Below are 20041 nucleotides of genomic sequence, written 5' to 3' on the forward strand. Positions count from 1 at the left end.
TCTCTGGTGATGCTCGTATACTCAGGGATGCTCTCTGGGACCTTTCCCGCGCTGGCAGCCGGGAGGTTGCGGTGGGCGCTGCGCGCCGGGTAGAGCAGGTCGCATTTGCGCAAGGACTTCTATGTGAAGCCTCAACCGCCTTGGCGTCTAGTCTCGTTCATTGCCTATGGCGCTGCTCGGACTATTCTGAAGATCTAATTCTAGGGCTTCTCTCGGATATTTCGGCCGCCGTGGTGAGCGAGGAGGATCCGGGCGTATACGGCCCGGCGTCCGAAGCGGAGTGCATGAAAGAGATCAGCCTAGGATATCCGGCCTACGTTGAGATTCTTGAAACGAGCGCAACGCTTGATTCTCGTACGGCTTGTATCGACCTAATTCTCATGTGTGGGCTATTTAGTAGCGAGCTTAGGTCTCGGTCCGTATATTTCCTGGAGAGTGCTCAAGGGCTAGCCGGGCTAGAGGGGAATCTAGGCCTAATTTCTGCCTCGATTGAAGAATTGCGAGACGCTGGCTAATTTTCTCGGAATGTTCGAGACATCTCCGATGGTAGGGGTGGTGTCGATGTTCAGGGATGAGCAGACTGACCTCCGTCGGATTTGATGTCGCCGAGGATCTGCCGAAGGCCCGCCGGAATGCTTCCGGCGGGCCTTCGGGGCTTTGACGGCAACGGTGACGGCAACGTCAGTGGACGACGGCTGCGATGGATGGGTCTTCAGGGTCGTCGTCGGCCTGGCCGAGTGCTTCGTTGAGGGTGTCAATGGCTTGGCGCTGGAGGCGGAGTCGTACGTGGGCGTAGACGCCGGCGGTGACGCCGATGTGGGCGTGGCCGAGGAGTTCCTTGATGACGACGAGGTCGATGCCCTGTTCCAGGAGCAGGGTCGCGGTCGAGTGGCGGAAATCGTGGAAGCGGATCGTCCGGAGTCCTGCGCTGTGGAGGAGACAGCGGAAGCGGCGGGTGAGGTTGGTGGGGTCGAGCGGTCTGCCCTTCGAGGTGGTGAAGACGAGCCCGCTGTCCGTCCAGCCCGTTCCGGCTGCCCCACGTTCTTCCTGCTGTCGTTCCTGGTGGGTCTTGAGGGAGTTGATGCATTCGGTGGGGAGGGCGATGCGGCGTTCGGAGGCGCGGGTCTTGGTGTGAAGGATGGTCAGGCCGCCGGTGGGGGTGTGCTGGAGGGAGCGGTGGATGCTGGCGGTGCCACTGTCGAGATCGAGGTCGTCCCAGTGCAGCCCGAGGAGTTCGCCCTTGCGGAGTCCGGTGCGCAGGGCGAGTTCGTACAGGGCGTGGAGCCGGTCGCTGCTGGCTGCGTGGAGGAACTGCCGGGCCTCGCTCGCGGTGAAGGGCTTGAAGCGCCGAGGGCGGGGTGCGGGGCTCTTGACGTTACGGGCGACGTTGCGGGGAAGGTCGTCTTCGCGGACGGCGTGCTCCAGGGCGGACTTGAGGACCGAGTGGACGTAGGTCACGGTCAGCGGGGAGAGCCGCTTGTTGCAGCACTGGCCGATGGCGCAGCAGGAGCGCCGGTCGGTGTCCCGCCCCTGGGTGCAGCACTGGCAGGTGGCGCGGCGGCGGTCGAGGAAGGTGCGGACGTCGCGGGCGGTGAGGCGGGCGAGCTTCTTGGCCCGAGGCCGGGGTTGAGATGGAGGCGGACGCAGGCGGCGTATCGGGTGTGGGTGTTCTCCCGTACCTGGTGGATGGCGACGCCGTTCAGCCAGTACTTCAGGTACGCGCTGAGGGTGATGTCGGCCGCCGCGACGGGCAGGCCGCGGTTGCTGGCGGCGATCTTCTCGGTGAGCTTGGCCAGGGCGTCTTTGCGGGTGGTGCCGTAGACGCGGATGCGCTTGCGGGTGTTGCCGGGGGCGAGGACGTATCCGGCGGCTTCCCAACGGCTGTCCTTGCGCTGGTAGACGGTTCCGTCGCCGTTGGCGCGGGAGCGAGTGCGGCGGGATGAGGCGGGGCGGGGCGTGGTCATCAGGCGGCTTCCTGTTCGAGGCGGGTGCGGATGAAGTCGGTGAGGGCGTGGGCGGGGATTCGGCGGGCGCGGCCGAGGGTGATCGAGGCGAGCTGTCGGGTGCGGAGCAGGTCGTAGACGGCGGAGCGGCCGAGTTGGAGGCGGGCCATGACCTGGGGCACGGTCAGCAGTTCTTCCGGCGTACTCAGTCCCCGCCGGGTCGGGGCGGGTTCCTGCGCGTTCATCCGCAGCCCCCTTCGGCGATGAACCGGCGTTTCAGTTCCCGGCGGTGCCAGACGTGGGCCGCGAGGAGCGCGCCGCCGGGGCTGTAGCCCGAGCCCTGGTAGGCCCAGTGGCCGACGACGAGAGTGGTTGTCGGGTCAAGTTCGGGGAGGCCGGCGTGGGCCTGTTCGGTGCGCCATGTGCGGCGGCCGGCGCGCAGCGTGCCGAGGGTGGTGGAGTAGCGGCGGGACTTGGTGGAGAAGTGGCCTCGGAAGCCGAGCATGTGGGCCCACTTCCAGAGCTTGAGTTCGGCGAACTCGGGCAGCTTGCCCAGCTCCCAGCAGGTGCGGATCATCTGCCGGACGTGGCGTGCGACGGCGAGCCGGGGCAGAGGCCGGGCCTGTCCGGTGCCGTCGCAGGCGGTGCAGGGGAGCGGGGTTCCGTGGGGCAGGAGGGTGGCGCCGCGCCCCTGGCAGGGGCGGCAGTACAGGGCGTGGTCGAGGGTGCCGGAGGCGTCGGCGGACTTGGTGGCGTACTTTGCCACGTAGGCGGCCACGGCCTGGTCGGTGAGTTCGGCGTCAGCACCGAAGGCGGCGATCTCGCGTACGTCGAGCTGCTGGCCCCAGCCGAGTTGGCGTTCCCCGATCGCGTCCGAGGCGACGGAGATGCGGGCGCGCGGTGCGGCGGCGCGTACGGCGGCGGTGAGCACGGCCACGGTGGCGTACGGCGGCGGGGGCTGGGTGCTGCCGTCGGGGCCGTCGAGCCGGATGACGGCGTGGAAGTGGACCAGGCCGCGCTTTTGGTACTCGGCGACCTTGGCGAAGGAGATCCGCAGCATGGCGCGGGCGGCCTTCTGGGTGAGGCCGAGCCGGGCGGCGAGTTCGCGGCGCAGGTAGGTGGTGAAGCGGGCCCACAGGGCTCCGGCGTGGGCGTTGAACAGGACCGCACCCGCGTAGTCGTACGTCGCAGGGTTCAGCGGCGTGCCCAGCAGGGCGTCCGTGGGTTCGTGGAGCTGGTGGCAGCGGCACGGCCTGGTGTCGCCGCCGGGGGTGGTGGGGCGGTTGTGGACGTGGCCGAAGGAGGGTGCGGTGAGGGTGGCGAAGACGCGGGGGTGGGTGCGGACGGTGTCGGGGACGTTCTTGCCGCCGGAGAGGTCGGCGCGGATGAGGTGATAGGTGTCGGCGGCGTAGAGGCGGGAGCAGGCCGGGCAACGGGAAGAGCGGCGGTTGCCGCACGTGGTGAGCAGGCTGCCCGTCGGCTCGTCGGAGGAGGTATAGGCACGAAGGACTGCGCCGGTTGTGGTGTCGACGGTGATGGTCTGTCCGGTCAGGCGGATGGGTTCGGCGCAGCCGCCGAGACGTTCGATCTGCTGCTGCGCGCGGTTGAAGTCGGGGTGATTGACCAGGTGGAGCAGGTCCCGTACGGCGGGGCTTGCCACGTGGCGCAGGTCCCGAGTGACCATTCGGGCCGTGTCCCTTCTGTTCGGGTGGGCGGCCCCGAGCAGCAACCAGCGAAGCCAGAGGGCGTGTTGGTGCTGTTCGGGGCATGGCGAACCAGGCCCAGGGGCGGGCGTGGGTTCAGCAAGGGGGATGTGGCCGGTGGGGGCCGGGGCTCAGAGCTGAGCGAGTGCGGTGGTGGCCACCGGCAGGGCGATGCCCATGCGTGTGCCCAGGTGGGCGGCGGTGATCGGTGTTCCGTGCTCGGCGCGGTGGGTGTCCGCGATACGCCGGGCCGCGCCCAGCAGGGCGGCCGGAAGGGCAGGGCCGGAAGTAGGTCGGCCCGTCGTGGTGACGGCGACCGGCGGAGCGGCAGCCGGATCGGGCTGCAGCTCCTCGATCATGGAGGCGGCGATCTGCGGGGCGGGAGTCGAGGGTGCCGATTCGGGCGATGGAGCGACGTCGGGCACCGGATCGGTGGCAAGGGCGGCGGCGGCCTCCAGGCGCGGGTTGGGGCGGGTGAGGGCGTGGAACTGGGCGAGGAAGGCGGGGCCGACGTGGCCCCAGCCGAGGAGCAGGAGTGGGGCGACGGTGTCCAGGCAGGCACGTCCGTAGCGTCCGGCCAACAGCGGTTCGGCGGTGTTCAGCGCGAGGGTGAGCAGGCCGCACAGGTGCAGCAGCCGGGTGCCGGCCCGCAACTCCGCCTTCGGTACACCGCGCAGGGCCAGGAAGCGCAGGGCTACCAGGAGCCCGACGACGGACAGGTCCACCATGGGCGCGATCAGTGGCGCGATCGGGTGGGGGACGCCAAGGCGTAGGGCGAGGGCCCAGACGTTGCCGAAGGAGAAGACGAAGGCCAGGGCCGCGATGACCGCCATGACCATGGTCACGGTGCGCCGGGTGAACCGTTCCTCCGCCATGTCCTCAACCTCCTTTCCGACGTTGGATGTTCGGTCTCACTTGGCGAGCGTGGGCGAGGGTGGTGCCGTCCGGCCGGTCGAGCGGAGGAGGGCGTCCAGGCACAGGTCCGGGTCGGCGGTCAGGTGCGAGGTGGCTTCGGCGACGCGGGCCGCGTCGGCGTCGGAGACGTAGGGGGTGCGGATGCGGGTGTAGCCGGGGCGGCCCTGCATCGCCATCACCGCCACGCCGACGTAGGCGGGGTCCTGCAAGGTGACCGGGCTGGCGTCGGGCCAGTTGCGGGTGTCGTCGCCCAGGGCGGCCACCGCGGCTTCCACGGTCTTCTGCGCGAAGGACAGCCCGATGGGGCACACGTCGCGGATGAAGGTCGGGATGGCGTCGCCGGTGGCGCTGCCGAAGTGCTGCGGGCCGCCATCCTCAGCGGCGAACTCCAGCCCGGCGAGCGCCTGCCGTCGGCACGTGACCTGCAAGAGCGGTTCGGCGTCGCCAGCTCCACCGTTCAAAACGCCCTGCGCGTCCTGCGGCAGGAGGGGCTGGTCTACTCCGTGCTCGGCCGGGGCAGTTACGTCAGCCTGCCTCTCGACGAGAAGGACATCGAGGGGCGGGAGGTCGACGGGCAGGCGGATGAGGATGGCCCCTTCCCGCCCGGGTGGCGCTCGGCCCGAGCCGAGGACAACCGTCCTCCCTTCGTCCGAACAGCGGACACCCTGCGCGAAGAGATTGAAGAAGGGGTCTTCCCTCCGGGCAGTCAACTTCCCTCGGCGCGTGAGCTGCAAGAGCGGTTCGGTATCGCCAACTCCACCGCGCAGAACGCCCTCCGCCTCCTGAAGAGCGAGGGACTGATCTACGCGGTCAAGGGACGTGGCGTCTTCGTCCGCACCGCCCCCATGCCGGGCAAGCACTACAGCTCCAAAGTCGTTCAGCACCTCCAGCGCGAGGAGCTCGAACGCCAGGCCCGGAGTGCGGCCGGCGAGTTCTCACACCTTTCCGACGCCGAGCTCAAGGCGCTCGCCAGCCAACTCCACGACGAGCTCAACCGAACCCGCGACGCGTACAAGGCGGCAGTCGAGAAGGGGCGGAAGATCACCCGCGAACTAGCCCGCCGAGGCCAACTTGCGCCACCGCTCCACGATGACCCCGCAGCAGCCCGCAATGAACTCGATGACAAGCTCTCCCAGGCGAAGAAGCGCCGCTGACAAGCGGTCCACATCCCGTCAGGCGGCCAAGTCCAGCCGTCGCAGTGAGTGAGTTGTTCAGAGTTTTTTCTTGATCAAGGCGGCCCGCTGGCGCGGCCCGCGCGCGCTCCGGCCCTGCGGGGCCGCCGCCCGCTCCTGTCTCCGCCCCGCTTGCCGTCGGCCCCGCCGGTCCGGGCGCGCAACAACCAGCACAGCGAAGACCTTTCCGGGGCTCTGCCCCAGACCCCGGCCCTCCCTCCGAGGGGCAGGGGGCCGTGTGCGAGCGCGGCTTCGTCGTGGTGTGGGGTCGTAGGTCGCGGGAGGGGTCCCTCGCCGTCCGGTCACCAGAGGCGTACCAGGAACCCTCGGGGGCCGCCAAGGCCGAGCGCACGCGTCACGAGGTGAGCCTTGGCGGCCCCCGGGGAACCCTGGCACGGCGAAGCTGCCCGACCGACGAGGGACCCCTCCCACTCAGGCTCGGTTCCTGCCGGAGCCCGGCCCGCCGGTTGTTCTCCCGGCGTACCGTGGGGTGGGAGGTGGTGAGTTGATGACTACGGACCTGGCCGACAACGTCCGCAAGTACCGGCGCCGCGCGGGGATGAGCCAGGAGGAACTGGCCCACACCGCCGGCGTATCGCCGGGCACCGTACGCAAGGTCGAACAGGGCGGCACCGTCCGCATGGAGACCCTGCACACCCTCGCCCGTGCACTGAACGTGACCACCGCGACCCTGCTGGCGCCGGACGCCCCACAGCCCGTGGGACGGGGAGAGGACCCGAACCGGGTCAACCTGATCCAGCTCCGCGCGGCCCTCACCCCACCCGTGGGACTGGCCGACACGGATGGCGAGCGGGCTGAGGAAGAACCGAACCTGCGGCGCTTCCGCCGAACCGTCCACGACGGCGCGGTCCTCTACCACTCCGACAGCTACAAGAGCGTCGCCTCCCAACTGCCCGCCCTCCTGCGCGACGCCAACACCGCAGTTGCCCACTTCGACCACGGCGAAGAACACCACCAGGCCCTCCTGGCCCGCGCAGAGGCGATGCAACTGGCCGGCCGCTACCTGACCCAGGTACGCCAGTACGACCTCGCCTACACCGCCCTGTCCCACGCGATCACCGACGCCCGTCGCACCAGCGACACGCTCACCGCGGCCTCCGGCGTCATCGGCATGTGCTGGCTCCTGCTGCGCCAGGGCCGCCTGGACGAAGCCGAACAACTCGCCGCTCAGACTGCCGATGTGATCGAACCGAGGCTCTCCCGCGCGACACCGGACGAATGCGCGGCGTGGGGATGGCTCGCCCTGCGCGCCGCCGCAGCCGCAGGCCGCAACAACCGCCCCCAGGAAGCCCGCCAGTACCACCGGGTGGCCACCACCGCCGCAGCCGCCGTGGGACGGGAACACACCGGATCGTTCTTCCGGCACTGGACCACCTTCGGACCGCTCACCGTCGGCATGAAAGGCGTCGAGGACGCCATGGTCCTGGGCGACGCCCGCACCGTCGTCCGCAAGTCCAGCGAGGACGCCATGTCCCCCAAGGCGTGGAAGCACACCGGCAGGCCCAGTGACGACAACTGGAACCGTCACCGCCTCGATGTGGCCCGCGCCCATGCCCGCACCGGCGACCTGACGACGGCCATGGACGAGTTAGCAGGCGTTCGCCATGCCTCCCCGGAATGGCTTCGGCATCAGCGGATGGCCGCCGAGACGATGCAGGAGATCCTCAAGAAGCGCAAGCGCACCCTCACCGCCGACATGCGTGAGATGGCCGACCACCTGGGTGTCGTCGGCTAACTGCCACGCAACGCAACACTTTCCGCACCGCGTGTCACCAACTGTCGTGACGCGTACTTGGGGTGACGGTCGGTAAGTACCTACGGACTTTGTGTCTCTATCAGCGACCCAGGTCCGGGGGTACACGGTGAATCAGCCCAGGAGCGACGCGGACCGCATGCGCCGCAGGGATCTCCACGACGCGGCAGCAGGACTGACAGGCCCGCGTCTGCTGCCGTGGACCACTCCCGAGGGGAAGCTGTGCTACCTCAGTACCGACGGTCGCGGCTACCTTGCCAACCTCGCCGACAACATCGAGTCGGTGCAGATCGGTATGGGCAAGGAGCTGCTGGAGTACGCCCGCGACGCGCGGCCCCCGGCGTGAAGATCCTGTCGGCCACCGAATACCGCTGGCTGGCTTGCCGGTTGACCGAGGCCCTGGCCGACGTGCTCCGGGTCGCCGACTCGCGGGGGCAGCGCATCCCGGACCCGGAGGACGAAGCAGAGGAGGAAGGAGGGGGCGGCGATGACTGACGCAAAGAACGCAGACGTACCGGCGCGCGGCATCGCCCGCGGCCGCTACCGATTCCGCGAGTACCACGTGACCACCGTCCCTGATTCCCTGCTTCTGCCGGCCTTCACGGCGCTCTGCGTCACCGGCGAGGAACGCAGCTGCGGCGCCACATCCGGCACCCTGCACACCCTGGATGAGGTGACCCGCTGGATCGCCGGACACTGCGCCCAGACCGGCCACCAGCACTACGAGCAAACCGTCCGAGCCATACTTCGTGCCGAGCTCGGAGCGTGGCAGTAAAGTCCCTGTGCGCCGACACCGCGCCAGCGGCAGCACCATCGTGCACCCCGCGCTCCTGACGGCAGTAGCGACGGCAACACCCACGGTTTCCCCCGCACAACCACGGACACCAGCGGAACCCGAAACCGCCGCTGATCTGCGAATACGCAGATAGAGAGGGGTCGCGTAGCACACGTATTATGTGCTGGCAGGTGGCACGCCGGTTCTGGTACACAATTGCAACGGCGGCACCACTGTTTATCGAGGAGTCTCAGAGATCAGCGGCGAGACTGGCGAGCTGAATCCTGCGTTTGACGATGCAGTTGAGGGGATTGCGCGGCCACGCGGTGGAGATTCCACTCCTGAGATGCACCATCTTGGTCTAACTGATAGTGACTATACGAGTTGGACCACCTCGGAAGCGGCTGCACTTAGGGCTGCTGCAAAAGGTGGTGGAAACGGAGTCGTTCTCAAGTCAACTATTCCTGCTGGCAGATTCCATGTTCACCCAAACGATGAACCTTGGGGGGATCCGGATCTTAGAGGTGAGTTCGAGGTCATCGTCCAGGGTGAGATGCGTGGGACTCCGCGGGCGGTATGGCCTGGTGCTGGCACCGGTTAGATAGAGAGGATCTTCATGCTGCTCAAAGTCGCAAGAGAGAGAATTACAGAAGCCGTTCTCACATCTAGCTGTGAGGCGATAAGGATGGTTCCTCGTGAGGCCCTTGAGGTGATCATTGACGGCCTTGAAGAGAGTGTTGCCATCGGGATGGGGTCTGCTGCCACGCTCGGGCCTACGTATCGCTATCGATACGAGTCGATCAAAGAATTTCGTGAGGGGAGCTTCGGCTGGAGCGGGTTCTTTGATGCGCTGAGTGAAGCCAAAGAATCGGTTGGAGTACTCGCCGTGCGAGGTGGTGGGTGGAGGGTAATTCTTCTGGTAAATGAATCTGCCGATTCTGTGATTGGCTCTCTAGTCAGGCCGCCGAGTCACGCCGACTGGCCGGAAGGCGGCAGCGCAACGTAGCTAATGGAGTTACGATGCTGTCGAAATTTTCCTGAGGGTTGAAGGTGATCAAATTCGAACTTTCAGAGATCGCACCATTCGAATGTTGACTGGCGGGTGAGGTGTAGCCTCACGCCCCGACCCTGCAACTCTCGCACTGGATAGCACTAACAAAGTTGAAACCGCGTCAGGCGCGTCCTGGCGGGGTTTCTGCGGTGGGTGACGGCAGTAGTTGACGGCAATGTCAGTGGACGGTGGCTGTGCACGGCGGTGGGCCATCGCCATCGTCGTGGGTTGACCCGTCGTTGGCGGGGCCGTCAAGGGCGTTGCCGAGGAGGTCGATGGCGTCTCGCTGGAGGCGGAGTCGGACTGGGCGTAGACGGTGGCGGTGACGCCGATGTGGGCGTGGCCGAGGAGTTCCTTGATCACGACGAGTTCGACGCCCTGTTCCAGGAGCGGGGTGTTGAAGTGCCCGGTGAGGGTGGCTCCCTCGATTGGCGAACCGTCATGCCGGGTGAAGACGTACCCGCTCGCCTTCCAGCCTGTCCCCGCCGCGGCGTGTTCCTGACGCTGCCGGGCTCGGTGCTGTTCGAGGGAGCGCAGGCACGGCGGCAGGGCGATGCGCCGCTCCGCGCCTTGCGTCTCGATCGGCAGAGCGTTCAGGCCGCCGGAGTTGGGGCGTTGGAGGGATGCGTCGGATGTCGGCAGTTCGGTCGGCCAGGTTGAGGTCTTGCCGGCGCAGGCCGAGTAGTTCGCCCTTGCGGAGCCCGGTGCGCAGAGCGAGTTCGAACAGCGCGCTCAGCCGGTGACCGCTGGCGGCGGCCAGGAATTGCCAGGCACCTTTGGCGATGAGGGTTCGAGGCGGCCGTGTATCTGTCCGACTTGGACGCGGCGGACGGCGTGGGGATGTACTGCAGGGTGCGTGGGAGAGGTGCTCGCCGCAGCACTAGCCGATCGCGCAGCACCGGGCCGCTGGTTGATGAAGCTTCTCTCGAAGCACCGGGAGGAAGAGGACCGTGAACGCTGCCTCGCTCGCGACCTGAGGGTGGAGAAGGGCTATGTCCTCACTTCGCCGACCGGTGAACAAGTGGAAGGAACTCCTGGGGCTGCCGGCCTGCGGGACGGCCGCCACACCGCCGGCACCATCCTGCTGATCCTCGGGGCTCCCGACACCGTCGTGGACGCGATCATGGGCTGGGAGCCGGGTCAGTCCGCTCGCACGCGCCGCCGGTACCAGCACCGCTGACCGACCGCGTCTCCTCTGGCCCTGCCCGGACCAGTGGCCTCCCGCCGCCTGATCCCGGGAGCTGCACCGCGAACGTCGATGGGCCCCGCAGCACGCTGGGGGGCCCATCGACGTATTGCCCGGTGAGAGCAATGGCGGAGGATACGAGATTCGAACTCGTGAGGGGTTGCCCCCAACACGCTTTCCAACTGTTCGTGTGGCTGTCCGGCGGGGTCCGTCAGCGTTCTGACCTGCGCGGAGGAGGTTCTCTGCCGCGCCCTCGGACCCCGCCGAACGCGGGCGAACGCAACTACCAGAGCCTCTGCCGTGCGGTGCGTGACCTGTGCCCGGCCACGGGTATGACGGCTACCAACTTGCGCACGGCGTAACCCAGCGCCTGGGATGGGCCGGCGACAGCCCGACCATCTGCTGCGCCTGCGGTGACCACTCATGTCGGCAACCGGACGCACCAGTGACTGGGCGTCCGGCAGAGAACCGAGCCGAGTGGCTGGCCCGCCGCCGAGATCCCGGCAGCCCTGGCCGGCCTCCGTGGGCCCGCCGGACGTTGCCGGGCCATCTGTAAGGCGATCCGTACCGGATGTGCGAAGGGCGCGTCCGAAGCAGAGATCTCGCAGGCCGCAGCGGCGACGGCCCACCGCACACCCTGACTATCGGGCCCCGTCGAGATCAGTCCGCGGTCATCAGCTTGATCAGCTTGATCAGCTCCGCGTCCGTAGCGTCCGACCGGAGCCGGATGTCGAAGTTGTATCCCTCGTCGCAGAACACCAGGCCAAGCTCCGCCGGAGTGAGCCTGCGGAACACAACCGCCAAGCGCACCGCGTCAGACTCCGACGAGTCGAGATACAGGCAGGTGCCGTCCTCATGCAGATACGCCTCACCCGGACCGTCCTCCGACTCGAAGGGCCACCAGAAGCTCCGTGCCTCGCTGCGAGGCGTCGAATCCGTCTCGATCCCGGCCTATCCGTCCCGAATCGCAGCCGTCAGAGCCTCGCGGTCGACGCCCCAGCCACCCGCTCCACCGTCGACAAGCACCATGAACGTCGCCATAGGCCCATGCCTATCACTCGGACCGACACGCTGAGTCCCGAGCCGTCAGCTCACGACGAACAGATCGCATCAACGCTCTGACCAGGCATGTTATGTACTCGCGCAGTACAACTCGTTCGACAACTTCGGGCTCTGCGTTCCACCTCGACCAGTCCGCTAGTTTCACCTCTTCCCATTGAACCGAGCCCGGGAATCGTCGGTGCCTGAACTTCAGCCGGCGACAGCCAGCCACCGCGTCGGGTACCTCGACCGATCAGGCGCGCGTGTGCCTCGCTGCACCCCCGCCAGCCTCTGCCGCGTTGTCCCGGTGTACGTCTGCCAGCGCGAGCCCCAACGGCTGGTCCGTTACGACGGCCCGAAGACTCTCAGCTTGGGAATCACCCGGCGCGTGATGGCCACGCGCGACGCTGATCAGCGGAAACACAGCGAGGACGTGCTCCTGGTCGGCGGCCGGATGAGGCCCGGAGTGACCGCTGTTTACCCCTCTGAATGGCACGTAGTGGCACACGGCGCCCGGAGAGGCCCAACGTGGGGCGGTCTCTTACGAGACGAAAGGCCCATAGCGTCGGCTCTTTGGCGGCGATTCGCTCTGTTCTTGTCGTGAAGATGAAGGCATGCCCGTTTTATGCGATGGTCCGTGCTTCCCACTGATCGCGCAGGGAGAAGCACGGCACCACCATCAGCTGTTTCAGTGGTCCTGAGCTGGGCGCTCCTCGTCGGCTGCCAGCTTTGCCTGGCGAGCGGCCTCGATGTAGCGGGGCGCGAACTTCATCTCGTGTGCATCGGGCACATCGTAGGGAGACCGCCAGTAGTCCGGTACGAAGCTGTCACCGTCCTCGTGGCAGAGGTGGCACGAGGAGCACCATTCGGTCCGCCAGCCGTGGGCGACAGCGTGCACCCCATCGATCGTCTCGTCCAACGGACCGTCCACCCGGTACCAGCGGTGGAGATCTGCCACACCGCACTGCGGGCAGGGCGGCGAGAGGTCGGCGGCGGACGGTTCCGAGTCGAAGGCTGCCCGCCAGGCATCCATCAGCTCGGGTGGGACGAGCCGCCAGCCGCCCGGACCGGGCAGGGCGAACTCGTCGGTCTCGAACAGTTTCAGCTCCATGGCCTCGACGGCGCCGAGCATTCTGCAATCGCCCGTTAGCAGGTCGACGCGGACAGGACCGATTCCGATCACCATCAGCGACGGGTCGCCGGTCTCGAGGTAGCGGCGGTCCTGATAGCCGAAGTAGGCGGCCTCGCCGACCACGGCCACGGCGTCATCGACCGGGACCAACTCGACTTGGGCGTTGAGTGGATCCTCGTCCACGTATTTCTGGGCCAGTTCGGTTGCTCGTTCGAGGCTGATCACTGGTCGGTCCTGAGCAAACCGTAGTTCCGGTAGGGACGAGGGTTGGCATGCCCGGTCTGTCCGTCGAGGAATATCACGTCACCCTTCACGTTCACCACGTTGAAGACGTGCGATTCTCCTGGGCGGGCCCGTACCCCCACACGATACCGCGAGCACCGTCTCCACCGGCTTTGATGTCACGCACGATGCCACTCAGGGTCGTGCTCAGGAACGGCCTGCCCCCGTAAAGGCTGCTGACCGCCGCCAGGATCGGCTGGGGTGCGTTGGGGTCCCACTGGGTGCGGCTGGTGACCGTGCCGGCCTGGGCCGTGGTGACCTGGTTGCCGCCGGCGTCGTGGTCGTAGGTGGAGGCGGTGCCCGCGACGGTGGCGGCGGAGATCTGTCCGGCCAGGTCGTAGGTGTTGGTGTCGGCTCCCGCTTTGGTCTGGTTGCCCTCGGCGTCGTAGCCGTAGGTGGTGATGGTCGAGCCGGATGTGGTGGACGTGAGCTGGTCGGCTGCGTCGTAGGCGCAGCTGGTCGAGGTGGTGCCCAGGGTGGAGGTCAGGCGGTTGCCGACCTTGTCGTACGTGTAGGAGGTGGTACGGCTCGCCGCGCAGCCGGTGACCCAGGGTTGTGGGTAGCAGCCGGAGGTGAGGCGGCCGGCCGTGTCGTAGGTCTGGTCGTAGCCACCGGTACCGACGCCGGCCCGGGTGACGTCGACGCGGGTGGGCAGGCCTGCGGCGGAGAGGGCGAGAGCGGTCTTGGTGACCGTCGCGCCCGCTTTGGTGGAGGTGACTGCTGTGAGGCGGCCCGCCCTGTCGTAGGTGCGGTCCTCGGTCTCGGTGTTGGGCAGGGCCGACTTGGTGAGGTTGCCGACCGCGTCCCAGGTGTACGTGGTGGTCTTGCTGTCGGCCGCCATCGTCGAGGTGCGGCCGTCGTTGTCGTAGGTGTAGGTCAGGGTGTTGCCGTCGGAGTACTTGCGGGTGAGCATCTGGCCGGCGGCGTCGTAGGTGTAGGAGAAGCCGCCCGCGCCGCCGCGCGCCTCGGCGACGCGGGGACGGCGCTCGCCGCCAACGATTCCGGCGGGCCGTCACGTCGGCCGGTTAGCTTCTGTCTGTCTGGTCATCTGCGGTTCGGCTGTTGACGTCCGCGGTGGCTGCGACATGACCGGTCAGCCGCTCCCAGTTGCCGGACCCGATAGCGGCTTTCTCCTCTTGGGTGAACGGCGCCTGTTCGAGGAACGACCGGGCGACCCCTGCACTGGTGTCCAGGAAGGGGAAGCCGCCGGGCCGCGTTCCGAACGTGTACGGGTAGTCGGTCGAGTACAGCATGCGGTCGGTGCCGACGACCTCCGCCGTCCACCGCAGGTAGCGCTCGCTGACCGTGCCGCTTCCCGACACCCAGAAGTTCTGGCGGAAGTAGTCGGCCAGGGGGCGCTCCAGCTTTGCCATGTCCCGCAGGATCCCGATGTGGTCCAGGTAGAACAGGACGACTTCGCCCCAGTGTCCCGCGATCACCTGGAGGTCGGGGTGGCGGTCGAACACGCCGGAGAAGATCATCCGCAGGTACTGCACGCCCAGGTCGTAGTACCAGCCCAGCCCGGCGGTCGCGAGCGCACGGCCCACTCCGTTCGGCAGCCCCGCGTAGTAGGCGTCCTGGACCGCCTGCACCGGGGTCTGCGGGTGGAAGTGCAGTGGAATCCGGAGTCGCTCGGCGGCGGCGTAAAGGTCGTCGAACTCGGGCGCGTCAGCCGGCCTGTCGCCGGTGCGCCCGTACAGCATCGCGCCGCGGAAGCCGAGCTGCGTGACCGCGCGATCCAGTTCCGCCGCGGCGGCTTCGGGGGACGGCGTGGGGATGGCCGCGAACGCTTGGAATCGCTGCGGGTGGGCGCGGACGACCCCGGCGAGCGCGTCGTTCGCCTCACGCGCGACGCTCACGGCGTCCGCCGCCGTGAGGTTCTGCACCCCTGGTGTGGCCAGGGACAGCACCGCGACGTCCACTCCCTGATCGTCCATGTCGGCCAGGCGCCGATCGCCGACGTCTCGCAATCGCCGCGCGAACGGCTCGTCGCCGTAGCCGAGCTGCGGTATCCGCGGCACCCCCGCCCTTGTCCACGCATCGAGCAGGACTGGCAGGACCACGTGTTCCTCGATGCCTACGATGTGCAGCTTCTCGGGCATGGTGCACTCCTCTTGATGTGGCGTTTCCCATGATATGCATTCGATGATAACAGTGATAGCATCGACGGAACCATGTTGGTGGTATCGTTGATTCATGCCTGATGGTTCGAAGGTCGACGCCATACCCGTCCTGGAGTCGGAGGTCGCAGCCGACGCCCGTGAGGTCACCCGGCAGCGGGTTCTTGAGGCTGCGGCGGACCTGCTCGCACGCGAGGGGCGCGACGCGGTGACCACCCGCGCGGTCGCGGCGGCCGCTGGGGCTCAGCCTCCGGCGATCTACCGTTTGTTCGGCGACAAGGACGGGCTCCTTGAAGCGGTGGCCGAGCACGGGTACGCCACGTTCCTCGCGGCCAAGCGCGTGGACACCCATCCTCAGGACCCGGTGGAGGACCTGCGTGCGGGCTGGGACCTCGCCGTCGAGTTCGGGCTCGCCAATCCTGAGCTGTACGCGCTGATGTACGGCGAGCCCAAACGCGGCACGACGTCGGCCGCCTTCCAGGCGGGCATGCGGATACTGCTGGGACGCATCCGGCGCCTCGCCGCCGGCGGCTGGCTCCGCGTCGACGAGAAGCTCGCGGCCGCTCTCATTCACGCGACTGCGCGCGGCGCCGTGCTCACCTGGCTGTCGCTGCCCGAGGATCAGCGCGACATGGCCCTGCTCACCGCCATGCGCGAATCCATGGTTACCGCCGTCACACACGAGAAACCCGTCGTGCAAGACGCAGGCCCCGCCGGCGCCGCCCGAACCTTGCGCGCCCTCCTGCCCGAACAGACAGCGCTCAGCAGCGCGGAGCAATACCTACTCGGCGAATGGCTCGACCGCCTCGCTGCGAACGGCTGAGGGCTGTCCCGCCCGACCGGCGGCACGTCATGCGCAAGACCCGTGCCGACGCCACCAAGGCTGTCCGCGAGCTGGAGCGGAAGCGTGACTCCGGCAGCGTGCCGAAGGCAGGCCGGACCTGGACAGTCGAGTCCTGGCTGACCCACTGGGTCGAGAACATCGCCGCGCTGCACGTCTCCGAGAACACCATCGACGGCTACCGCGTCGCCGTCTACCACCACCTCATACCCGGCATCGGTGCGCACCGCCTGGCGAAGCTGGAGCCCGAGCACCTGGAGCGCTTCTACAAGAAGATGCAGGACAACGGCAGTTCGGCCGGCACCGCGCACCAGGTCCACCGCACCGTTCGCGCCGCCCTCAACGAAGCCAAGCGCCGCCGTCACCTCACCGACAACCCGGCCACGATCGCCAAAGCCCCTCGCCTGGAGGAGGGAGAGGTCGTGCCGTACACGGTCGAGGAGGTTCAGATCCTCCTCGAAGTGGCCAACCGGCAACCGAACTCAGCACGCTGGGTCATCGCCCTGGCCCTCGGGCTGCGTCAGGGTGAGGTGCTCGGGCTCAAGTGGACGGATGTCGACTTCGACCTCGGGGTCCTGGTTGTCCACCGGGGGCGGTTGCGACCCCGGTACCAGCACGGCTGCGGGGACCGGTGCGGGCGCAAGCCCGGGTACTGCCCGCAGAAGGTCAACATCCGTCGCGAGACCAAGGACACCAAGTCCCGCGCGGGGCGGCGGCCCATCGGCGTCCCCGGCGAGCTGATGAAGCTCCTAACGCAGCACCGGGACGAACAGGAGCGGGAACGTCGCCTCGCCCGTGACCTGTGGGTGGAGAAGGGATACGTCTTCACCTCGCCGACCGGTGAACCGCTCAACCCGAACACGGACCACCACAAGTGGAAAGAACTCCTGGGGGCCGCCGGTCTGCGGGACGGCCGCCTGCACGACGCCCGCCACACCGCCGGCACCATCCTCTGATCCTCGGGGTTCCGGATACCGTCACAGACGCGATCATGGGCTGGGAGCCCGGCCAGTCGGCCCGGATGCGCCGCCGGTACCAGCACCTGACCGACCGCGTCCTCAAGGACACAGCCGACAAGGTCGGCGGACTGCTCTGGACCAGGGCGGACCAGCAGCCGCCCGCCGACTGATCTCGGCAACTGCAACTAAAACTGCAACTACGAACGTCGTAGGGCCCCACCGCGTGCGGTGGGGCCCTACGACGTATTGCCCGGTGAGAGCAATGGCGGAGGATACGAGATTCGAACTCGTGAGGGGTTGCCCCCAACACGCTTTCCAAGCGTGCGCCCTAGGCCACTAGGCGAATCCTCCGGGGCAAACAATACAAGACGCTGGGCCGTGCTCGCGAACTCGTTGTGGGGGGTGGGGATCGGGTACTGTGGGCGCAGCCCCTCACGTGGCGCTATCTGACTGAACTCCCCCAGGGCCGGAAGGCAGCAAGGGTAGGTCGGCTCTGGCGGGTGCGTGGGGGGCGCTTGTGTTGGATGGTGGTACGGGCGCGATGTCGGAGGGGGCCGATATCGTCGTAGGTGTGTCGTCCCTTGCGCTGTACCGCCGCTATCGTCCCGAGTCCTTCGCCGAGGTCATCGGGCAGGAGCATGTCACCGACCCGTTGCAGCAGGCGCTGCGGAACAACCGGGTCAACCATGCGTACCTGTTCAGCGGGCCTCGTGGCTGCGGGAAGACGACCAGCGCGCGCATCCTCGCGCGCTGTCTGAACTGTGAGCAGGGGCCCACGCCGACGCCGTGCGGTGAGTGCCAGTCCTGCCAGGACCTCGCCAGGAACGGGCCCGGGTCCATCGATGTCATCGAGATCGACGCCGCGTCGCACGGTGGTGTGGACGACGCCCGTGATCTTCGCGAGAAAGCGTTCTTCGGTCCTGCGAGCAGTCGTTACAAGATCTATATCATCGACGAGGCGCACATGGTCACCTCGGCGGGCTTCAACGCCCTGCTGAAGGTGGTCGAGGAGCCGCCGGAGCATCTCAAGTTCATCTTCGCGACCACCGAGCCCGAGAAGGTCATCGGGACGATCCGGTCACGTACGCACCACTATCCGTTCCGGCTGGTACCGCCGGGGACGCTGCGTGAGTACCTCGGCGAGGTGTGCGGCAAGGAGGGCATTCCCGTCGCGGACGGAGTGCTGCCGCTGGTCGTACGGGCCGGTGGCGGATCCGTGCGTGACTCGATGTCCGTCATGGACCAGCTGCTCGCGGGCGCGGCCGAGGACGGTGTGACGTACGCCATGGCGACGGCACTGCTCGGTTATACGGACGGGTCCCTGCTCGACGCGGTGGTGGACGCGTTCGCGGCGGGTGACGGAGCCGTGGCGTTCGAGATCGTCGATCAGGTCATCGAGGGTGGCAACGACCCGCGGCGGTTTGTCGCCGATCTGCTGGAGCGGCTGCGTGACCTGCTGATTCTCGCCGCCGTGCCGGACGCCGGAGAGAAGGGCCTGATCGACGCGCCCGCCGATGTCGTGGAGCGGATGACGGCCCAGGCGTCGGTCTTCGGCGCGTCCGAGCTGAGCCGGGCGGCCGATCTGGTCAACACCGGGCTGACGGAGATGCGCGGAGCGACCTCGCCGCGTCTCCAGTTGGAGCTGATCTGCGCCCGCGTGCTGCTGCCCGCCGCCTTTGACGACGAGCGCTCGGTGCAGGCGCGGCTCGACCGTCTTGAGCGCGGAGCGGCAGCCGCCGCCACGGTTCAGGCGGCCGCTTTCTCCGGCCCGGGGCTCGGGGCGGCGGCCGGTTACGTTCCCGGACCCGAGGCGCACGCACCCGTAGCGCCTCCGATGCCGGCCGGGCCCGGGCCTGCGGCTGCCCCCGCGCCGCCACCCGTATCGCCCTCCGCACCACCAGTAGCGCCCGTACCGGAAAGTGCGGCGGAGCCGCAGCGTCCCGGAGCCTGGCCCGGCGCCACCGCTCCCGAGACCGGCCGCCGTCCCGGTGGCTGGCCCACCGCCTCGACACCGGGACAGGGCGCCGCGCCCGGTCGGCAGGCACCCGCGCCCGCCGCCCCGCCGCAGCCCGCCGCTGCCGCCACCGGTGGGATGCCGGGTCCGGGACCGGGCCCAGGCCCCGGTATGGCGCAGGGCGCGGGCCAGGTGCGGAACATGTGGCCGGACATCCTGGAGGCCGTCAAGAACCGGCGGCGCTTCACCTGGATCCTGCTCAGTCAGAACGCGCAGGTGGCCGGGTTCGACGGTACGACGCTCCAGCTCGGTTTCATCAACGCGGGCGCGCGCGACAACTTCACCAGCAGCGGCAGCGAGGACGTGCTCAGGCAGGCGCTCGCCGAGCACTTCAATGTGCAGTGGAAGATCGAGGCGATCATCGATCCCTCGGGCGGCACCCAGCCACCGTCCGGCGGCGGCGTGGGCGGGGGAGGCGGTTACGGCGGTGGCGCCGGGGCCGGAGCCGGTTTCGGCGGCGGTCCAGGTGGAGGCGCCGGCAACAGCGGTGGTTACGGAGGCGGCGCCTCCGGCAGCGGTCCCGCCGGGAACGGGACCGGCGGCGGTCCCGGCAACGCCGGAGGTCCCGGGAGCGGCGGTGGTTACGGAGGCCGTCCCCCGGCATCGGGCCCCGCCCCGGCCGCTCCCTCGGCGCAGCGGCCCGTCCCGTCCGCCGCTTCCCCCTCGCCATCCGCACCCGCACCCCATGCGTCCACGGCGCAGTCCCCGGGTTCCGGGCCGGCCGGGAACCCGGGGCCGCCGCGCTCCGACAACCGGCCCGCCTCGCCTCCGCCACCGCCTCCGGTGGCCCCGGAGGACGACACTCCGGAGGAGGACGATCCGGATCTCGTCGATTCCGCGCTCTCCGGCCATGACCTGATCGTGCGCGAGCTGGGCGCGACGGTGGTGGAGGAGTACACGAACGAGTAGTAGAGGCAGAGGCGCAGACCAGGCACCCCCAGGCGCCGCTGCTCGCGGTGCAGCCCAGGCGCCGTTAGCCTCAGGCGCCCTCAGGCGCCGCTAGGTCCTGTACGGCGGATCTTCGTGGATCAGGCCGCGGCGTCCGGTGCGGTGCATCGCAGGGCGGAGGATCGTTCTCGTACTGGACGTACTCGGGCGACTCCGACAACGCGGCGAGGTGCCGTGCCGGGCGT

Annotated in this window: 18 protein-coding genes, 1 tRNA gene, 1 other RNA gene and 3 pseudogenes; 11 read left to right on the forward strand and 12 right to left on the reverse strand. The window is 68.3% G+C overall.

Translation table 11 applies throughout. The features are described from left to right. Positions 1 to 681: 681 nt before the first annotated feature. The 5 genes and pseudogenes from BFF77_RS08480 to BFF77_RS35515 form a co-directional block, all read right to left on the reverse strand. Positions 682 to 1964, reverse strand: a pseudogene (locus BFF77_RS08480) (tyrosine-type recombinase/integrase). Then, positions 1964 to 2188 (reverse strand): helix-turn-helix domain-containing protein, encoded by a 225-nt coding sequence (locus BFF77_RS08485; RefSeq protein WP_211280184.1) that lies wholly within the window; start codon positions 2186 to 2188, stop codon positions 1964 to 1966. The pseudogene BFF77_RS08480 and the gene BFF77_RS08485 overlap by 1 nt, the downstream one beginning before the upstream one ends. Beyond that, complete coding sequence (locus tag BFF77_RS08490; RefSeq protein ID WP_066945777.1) at positions 2185 to 3627, reverse strand: replication initiator; 1443 nt, start codon at positions 3625 to 3627, stop codon at positions 2185 to 2187. Before BFF77_RS08490 ends, BFF77_RS08485 begins: the two co-directional genes overlap by 4 nt. A 150-nt stretch (positions 3628 to 3777) precedes the next feature. Next, entirely contained in the window at positions 3778 to 4521 is a 744-nt protein-coding gene (locus BFF77_RS08495; protein WP_066945779.1) for a DUF2637 domain-containing protein, read from the reverse strand. 36 nt (positions 4522 to 4557) lie between these two features. Beyond that, positions 4558 to 4872 (reverse strand): hypothetical protein, encoded by a 315-nt coding sequence (locus BFF77_RS35515; protein WP_342671213.1) that lies wholly within the window; start codon positions 4870 to 4872, stop codon positions 4558 to 4560. Positions 4873 to 4917: 45 nt separating this feature from the next. Here BFF77_RS35515 and BFF77_RS32980 point away from each other — a divergent pair, with 45 nt between their 5' ends. From BFF77_RS32980 to BFF77_RS35110, 6 genes are all read left to right on the forward strand, one after another. Further along, positions 4918 to 5715, forward strand: a complete 798-nt coding sequence (locus BFF77_RS32980; protein WP_169922636.1) for a GntR family transcriptional regulator — start codon at positions 4918 to 4920, stop codon at positions 5713 to 5715. A 526-nt stretch (positions 5716 to 6241) separates the two neighbouring features. Next, positions 6242 to 7489 (forward strand): helix-turn-helix domain-containing protein, encoded by a 1248-nt coding sequence (locus BFF77_RS08510; RefSeq protein ID WP_066945784.1) that lies wholly within the window; start codon positions 6242 to 6244, stop codon positions 7487 to 7489. A gap of 157 nt (positions 7490 to 7646) precedes the next feature. After that, positions 7647 to 7853, forward strand: a complete 207-nt coding sequence (locus BFF77_RS38125; RefSeq protein WP_425424355.1) for a hypothetical protein — start codon at positions 7647 to 7649, stop codon at positions 7851 to 7853. After that, positions 7850 to 8002, forward strand: coding sequence for a hypothetical protein (locus BFF77_RS38130; RefSeq protein ID WP_425424356.1), 153 nt, complete (start codon positions 7850 to 7852; stop codon positions 8000 to 8002). The genes BFF77_RS38125 and BFF77_RS38130 overlap by 4 nt, the downstream gene beginning before the upstream one ends. Beyond that, a complete protein-coding gene (locus tag BFF77_RS08520; protein ID WP_066945787.1) occupies positions 7995 to 8282 on the forward strand; it encodes a DUF7848 domain-containing protein in 288 nt (95 codons plus the stop codon). Before BFF77_RS38130 ends, BFF77_RS08520 begins: the two co-directional genes overlap by 8 nt. 616 nt (positions 8283 to 8898) lie before the next feature. Further along, a complete protein-coding gene (locus BFF77_RS35110; protein ID WP_141698394.1) occupies positions 8899 to 9288 on the forward strand; it encodes a hypothetical protein in 390 nt (129 codons plus the stop codon). A 223-nt stretch (positions 9289 to 9511) separates the two neighbouring features. On the opposite strand, the pseudogene BFF77_RS38355 reads toward BFF77_RS35110, so the two are convergent. Next, positions 9512 to 10234 (reverse strand): annotated as a pseudogene (locus tag BFF77_RS38355) (tyrosine-type recombinase/integrase); the annotation flags it as partial. Between BFF77_RS38355 and BFF77_RS08525 the strand changes: the two are divergent. Beyond that, positions 10199 to 10513: a site-specific integrase gene (locus BFF77_RS08525; RefSeq protein WP_141698395.1), complete on the forward strand. Its 315-nt coding sequence runs from the start codon at positions 10199 to 10201 to the stop codon at positions 10511 to 10513. The pseudogene BFF77_RS38355 and the gene BFF77_RS08525 sit on opposite strands and share 36 nt — an antisense overlap. A 666-nt stretch (positions 10514 to 11179) precedes the next feature. Here BFF77_RS08525 and BFF77_RS36685 read toward each other — a convergent pair. From BFF77_RS36685 to BFF77_RS08540, 5 genes are all read right to left on the reverse strand, one after another. Beyond that, on the reverse strand, positions 11180 to 11329 hold the full coding sequence (locus tag BFF77_RS36685) for a hypothetical protein (protein ID WP_245703319.1): 150 nt from the start codon (positions 11327 to 11329) through the stop codon (positions 11180 to 11182). 919 nt (positions 11330 to 12248) lie between these two features. Next, complete coding sequence (locus BFF77_RS08530) at positions 12249 to 12917, reverse strand: hypothetical protein (RefSeq protein WP_066945792.1); 669 nt, start codon at positions 12915 to 12917, stop codon at positions 12249 to 12251. Then, the gene (locus BFF77_RS38135) at positions 12914 to 13057 is read right to left on the reverse strand and encodes a toxin glutamine deamidase domain-containing protein (RefSeq protein ID WP_107422112.1); all 144 of its coding nucleotides are present in this window, start codon (positions 13055 to 13057) and stop codon (positions 12914 to 12916) included. Before BFF77_RS38135 ends, BFF77_RS08530 begins: the two co-directional genes overlap by 4 nt. Beyond that, complete coding sequence (locus tag BFF77_RS08535; protein WP_066945795.1) at positions 13009 to 13887, reverse strand: hypothetical protein; 879 nt, start codon at positions 13885 to 13887, stop codon at positions 13009 to 13011. The genes BFF77_RS38135 and BFF77_RS08535 overlap by 49 nt, the downstream gene beginning before the upstream one ends. 112 nt (positions 13888 to 13999) lie before the next feature. Further along, the gene (locus BFF77_RS08540; protein ID WP_066945798.1) at positions 14000 to 15076 is read right to left on the reverse strand and encodes an amidohydrolase family protein; all 1077 of its coding nucleotides are present in this window, start codon (positions 15074 to 15076) and stop codon (positions 14000 to 14002) included. A gap of 94 nt (positions 15077 to 15170) precedes the next feature. Here BFF77_RS08540 and BFF77_RS08545 point away from each other — a divergent pair, with 94 nt between their 5' ends. After that, on the forward strand, positions 15171 to 15917 hold the full coding sequence (locus tag BFF77_RS08545) for a TetR/AcrR family transcriptional regulator (protein WP_066945801.1): 747 nt from the start codon (positions 15171 to 15173) through the stop codon (positions 15915 to 15917). An 11-nt stretch (positions 15918 to 15928) separates the two neighbouring features. Continuing rightward, a pseudogene (locus BFF77_RS08550) lies at positions 15929 to 17064 on the forward strand (tyrosine-type recombinase/integrase); the annotation flags it as partial. A gap of 93 nt (positions 17065 to 17157) precedes the next feature. On the opposite strand, the gene BFF77_RS08555 reads toward BFF77_RS08550, so the two are convergent. Continuing rightward, positions 17158 to 17245, reverse strand: a tRNA-Ser gene (locus BFF77_RS08555). A 72-nt stretch (positions 17246 to 17317) separates the two neighbouring features. Between BFF77_RS08555 and ffs the strand changes: the two genes are divergently transcribed. Both ffs and BFF77_RS08565 read left to right on the forward strand, forming a co-directional pair. Next, positions 17318 to 17416, forward strand: an RNA gene (gene ffs / locus BFF77_RS08560) — signal recognition particle sRNA small type. A gap of 49 nt (positions 17417 to 17465) precedes the next feature. Beyond that, positions 17466 to 19817 carry a DNA polymerase III subunit gamma and tau gene (locus tag BFF77_RS08565; protein WP_066945816.1) on the forward strand — a complete coding sequence of 784 codons (2352 nt, stop codon included), beginning with the start codon at positions 17466 to 17468 and terminating at the stop codon, positions 19815 to 19817. The last annotated feature ends 224 nt before the right edge of the window (positions 19818 to 20041 follow it).

Source organism: Streptomyces lushanensis (assembly GCF_001700515.1).
GTDB lineage: Bacteria > Actinomycetota > Actinomycetes > Streptomycetales > Streptomycetaceae > Streptomyces > Streptomyces lushanensis.

What these genes read in the sequence shown, in the direction of transcription:
- BFF77_RS08510 (WP_066945784.1), top strand. Translation starts at nt 6,242, where the DNA reads ATGACTACGGACCTGGCCGACAACGTCCGCAAGTACCGGCGCCGCGCG.
- BFF77_RS35110 (WP_141698394.1), top strand. Translation starts at nt 8,899, where the DNA reads ATGCTGCTCAAAGTCGCAAGAGAGAGAATTACAGAAGCCGTTCTCACA.
- BFF77_RS08490 (WP_066945777.1), bottom strand. Translation starts at nt 3,627, where the DNA reads ATGGTCACTCGGGACCTGCGCCACGTGGCAAGCCCCGCCGTACGGGAC.
- BFF77_RS08485 (WP_211280184.1), bottom strand. Translation starts at nt 2,188, where the DNA reads ATGAACGCGCAGGAACCCGCCCCGACCCGGCGGGGACTGAGTACGCCG.
- BFF77_RS08535 (WP_066945795.1), bottom strand. Translation starts at nt 13,887, where the DNA reads ATGCTCACCCGCAAGTACTCCGACGGCAACACCCTGACCTACACCTAC.
- BFF77_RS08520 (WP_066945787.1), top strand. Translation starts at nt 7,995, where the DNA reads ATGACTGACGCAAAGAACGCAGACGTACCGGCGCGCGGCATCGCCCGC.
- BFF77_RS08545 (WP_066945801.1), top strand. Translation starts at nt 15,171, where the DNA reads ATGCCTGATGGTTCGAAGGTCGACGCCATACCCGTCCTGGAGTCGGAG.
- BFF77_RS38125 (WP_425424355.1), top strand. Translation starts at nt 7,647, where the DNA reads ATGCGCCGCAGGGATCTCCACGACGCGGCAGCAGGACTGACAGGCCCG.
- BFF77_RS08495 (WP_066945779.1), bottom strand. Translation starts at nt 4,521, where the DNA reads ATGGCGGAGGAACGGTTCACCCGGCGCACCGTGACCATGGTCATGGCG.
- BFF77_RS08540 (WP_066945798.1), bottom strand. Translation starts at nt 15,076, where the DNA reads ATGCCCGAGAAGCTGCACATCGTAGGCATCGAGGAACACGTGGTCCTG.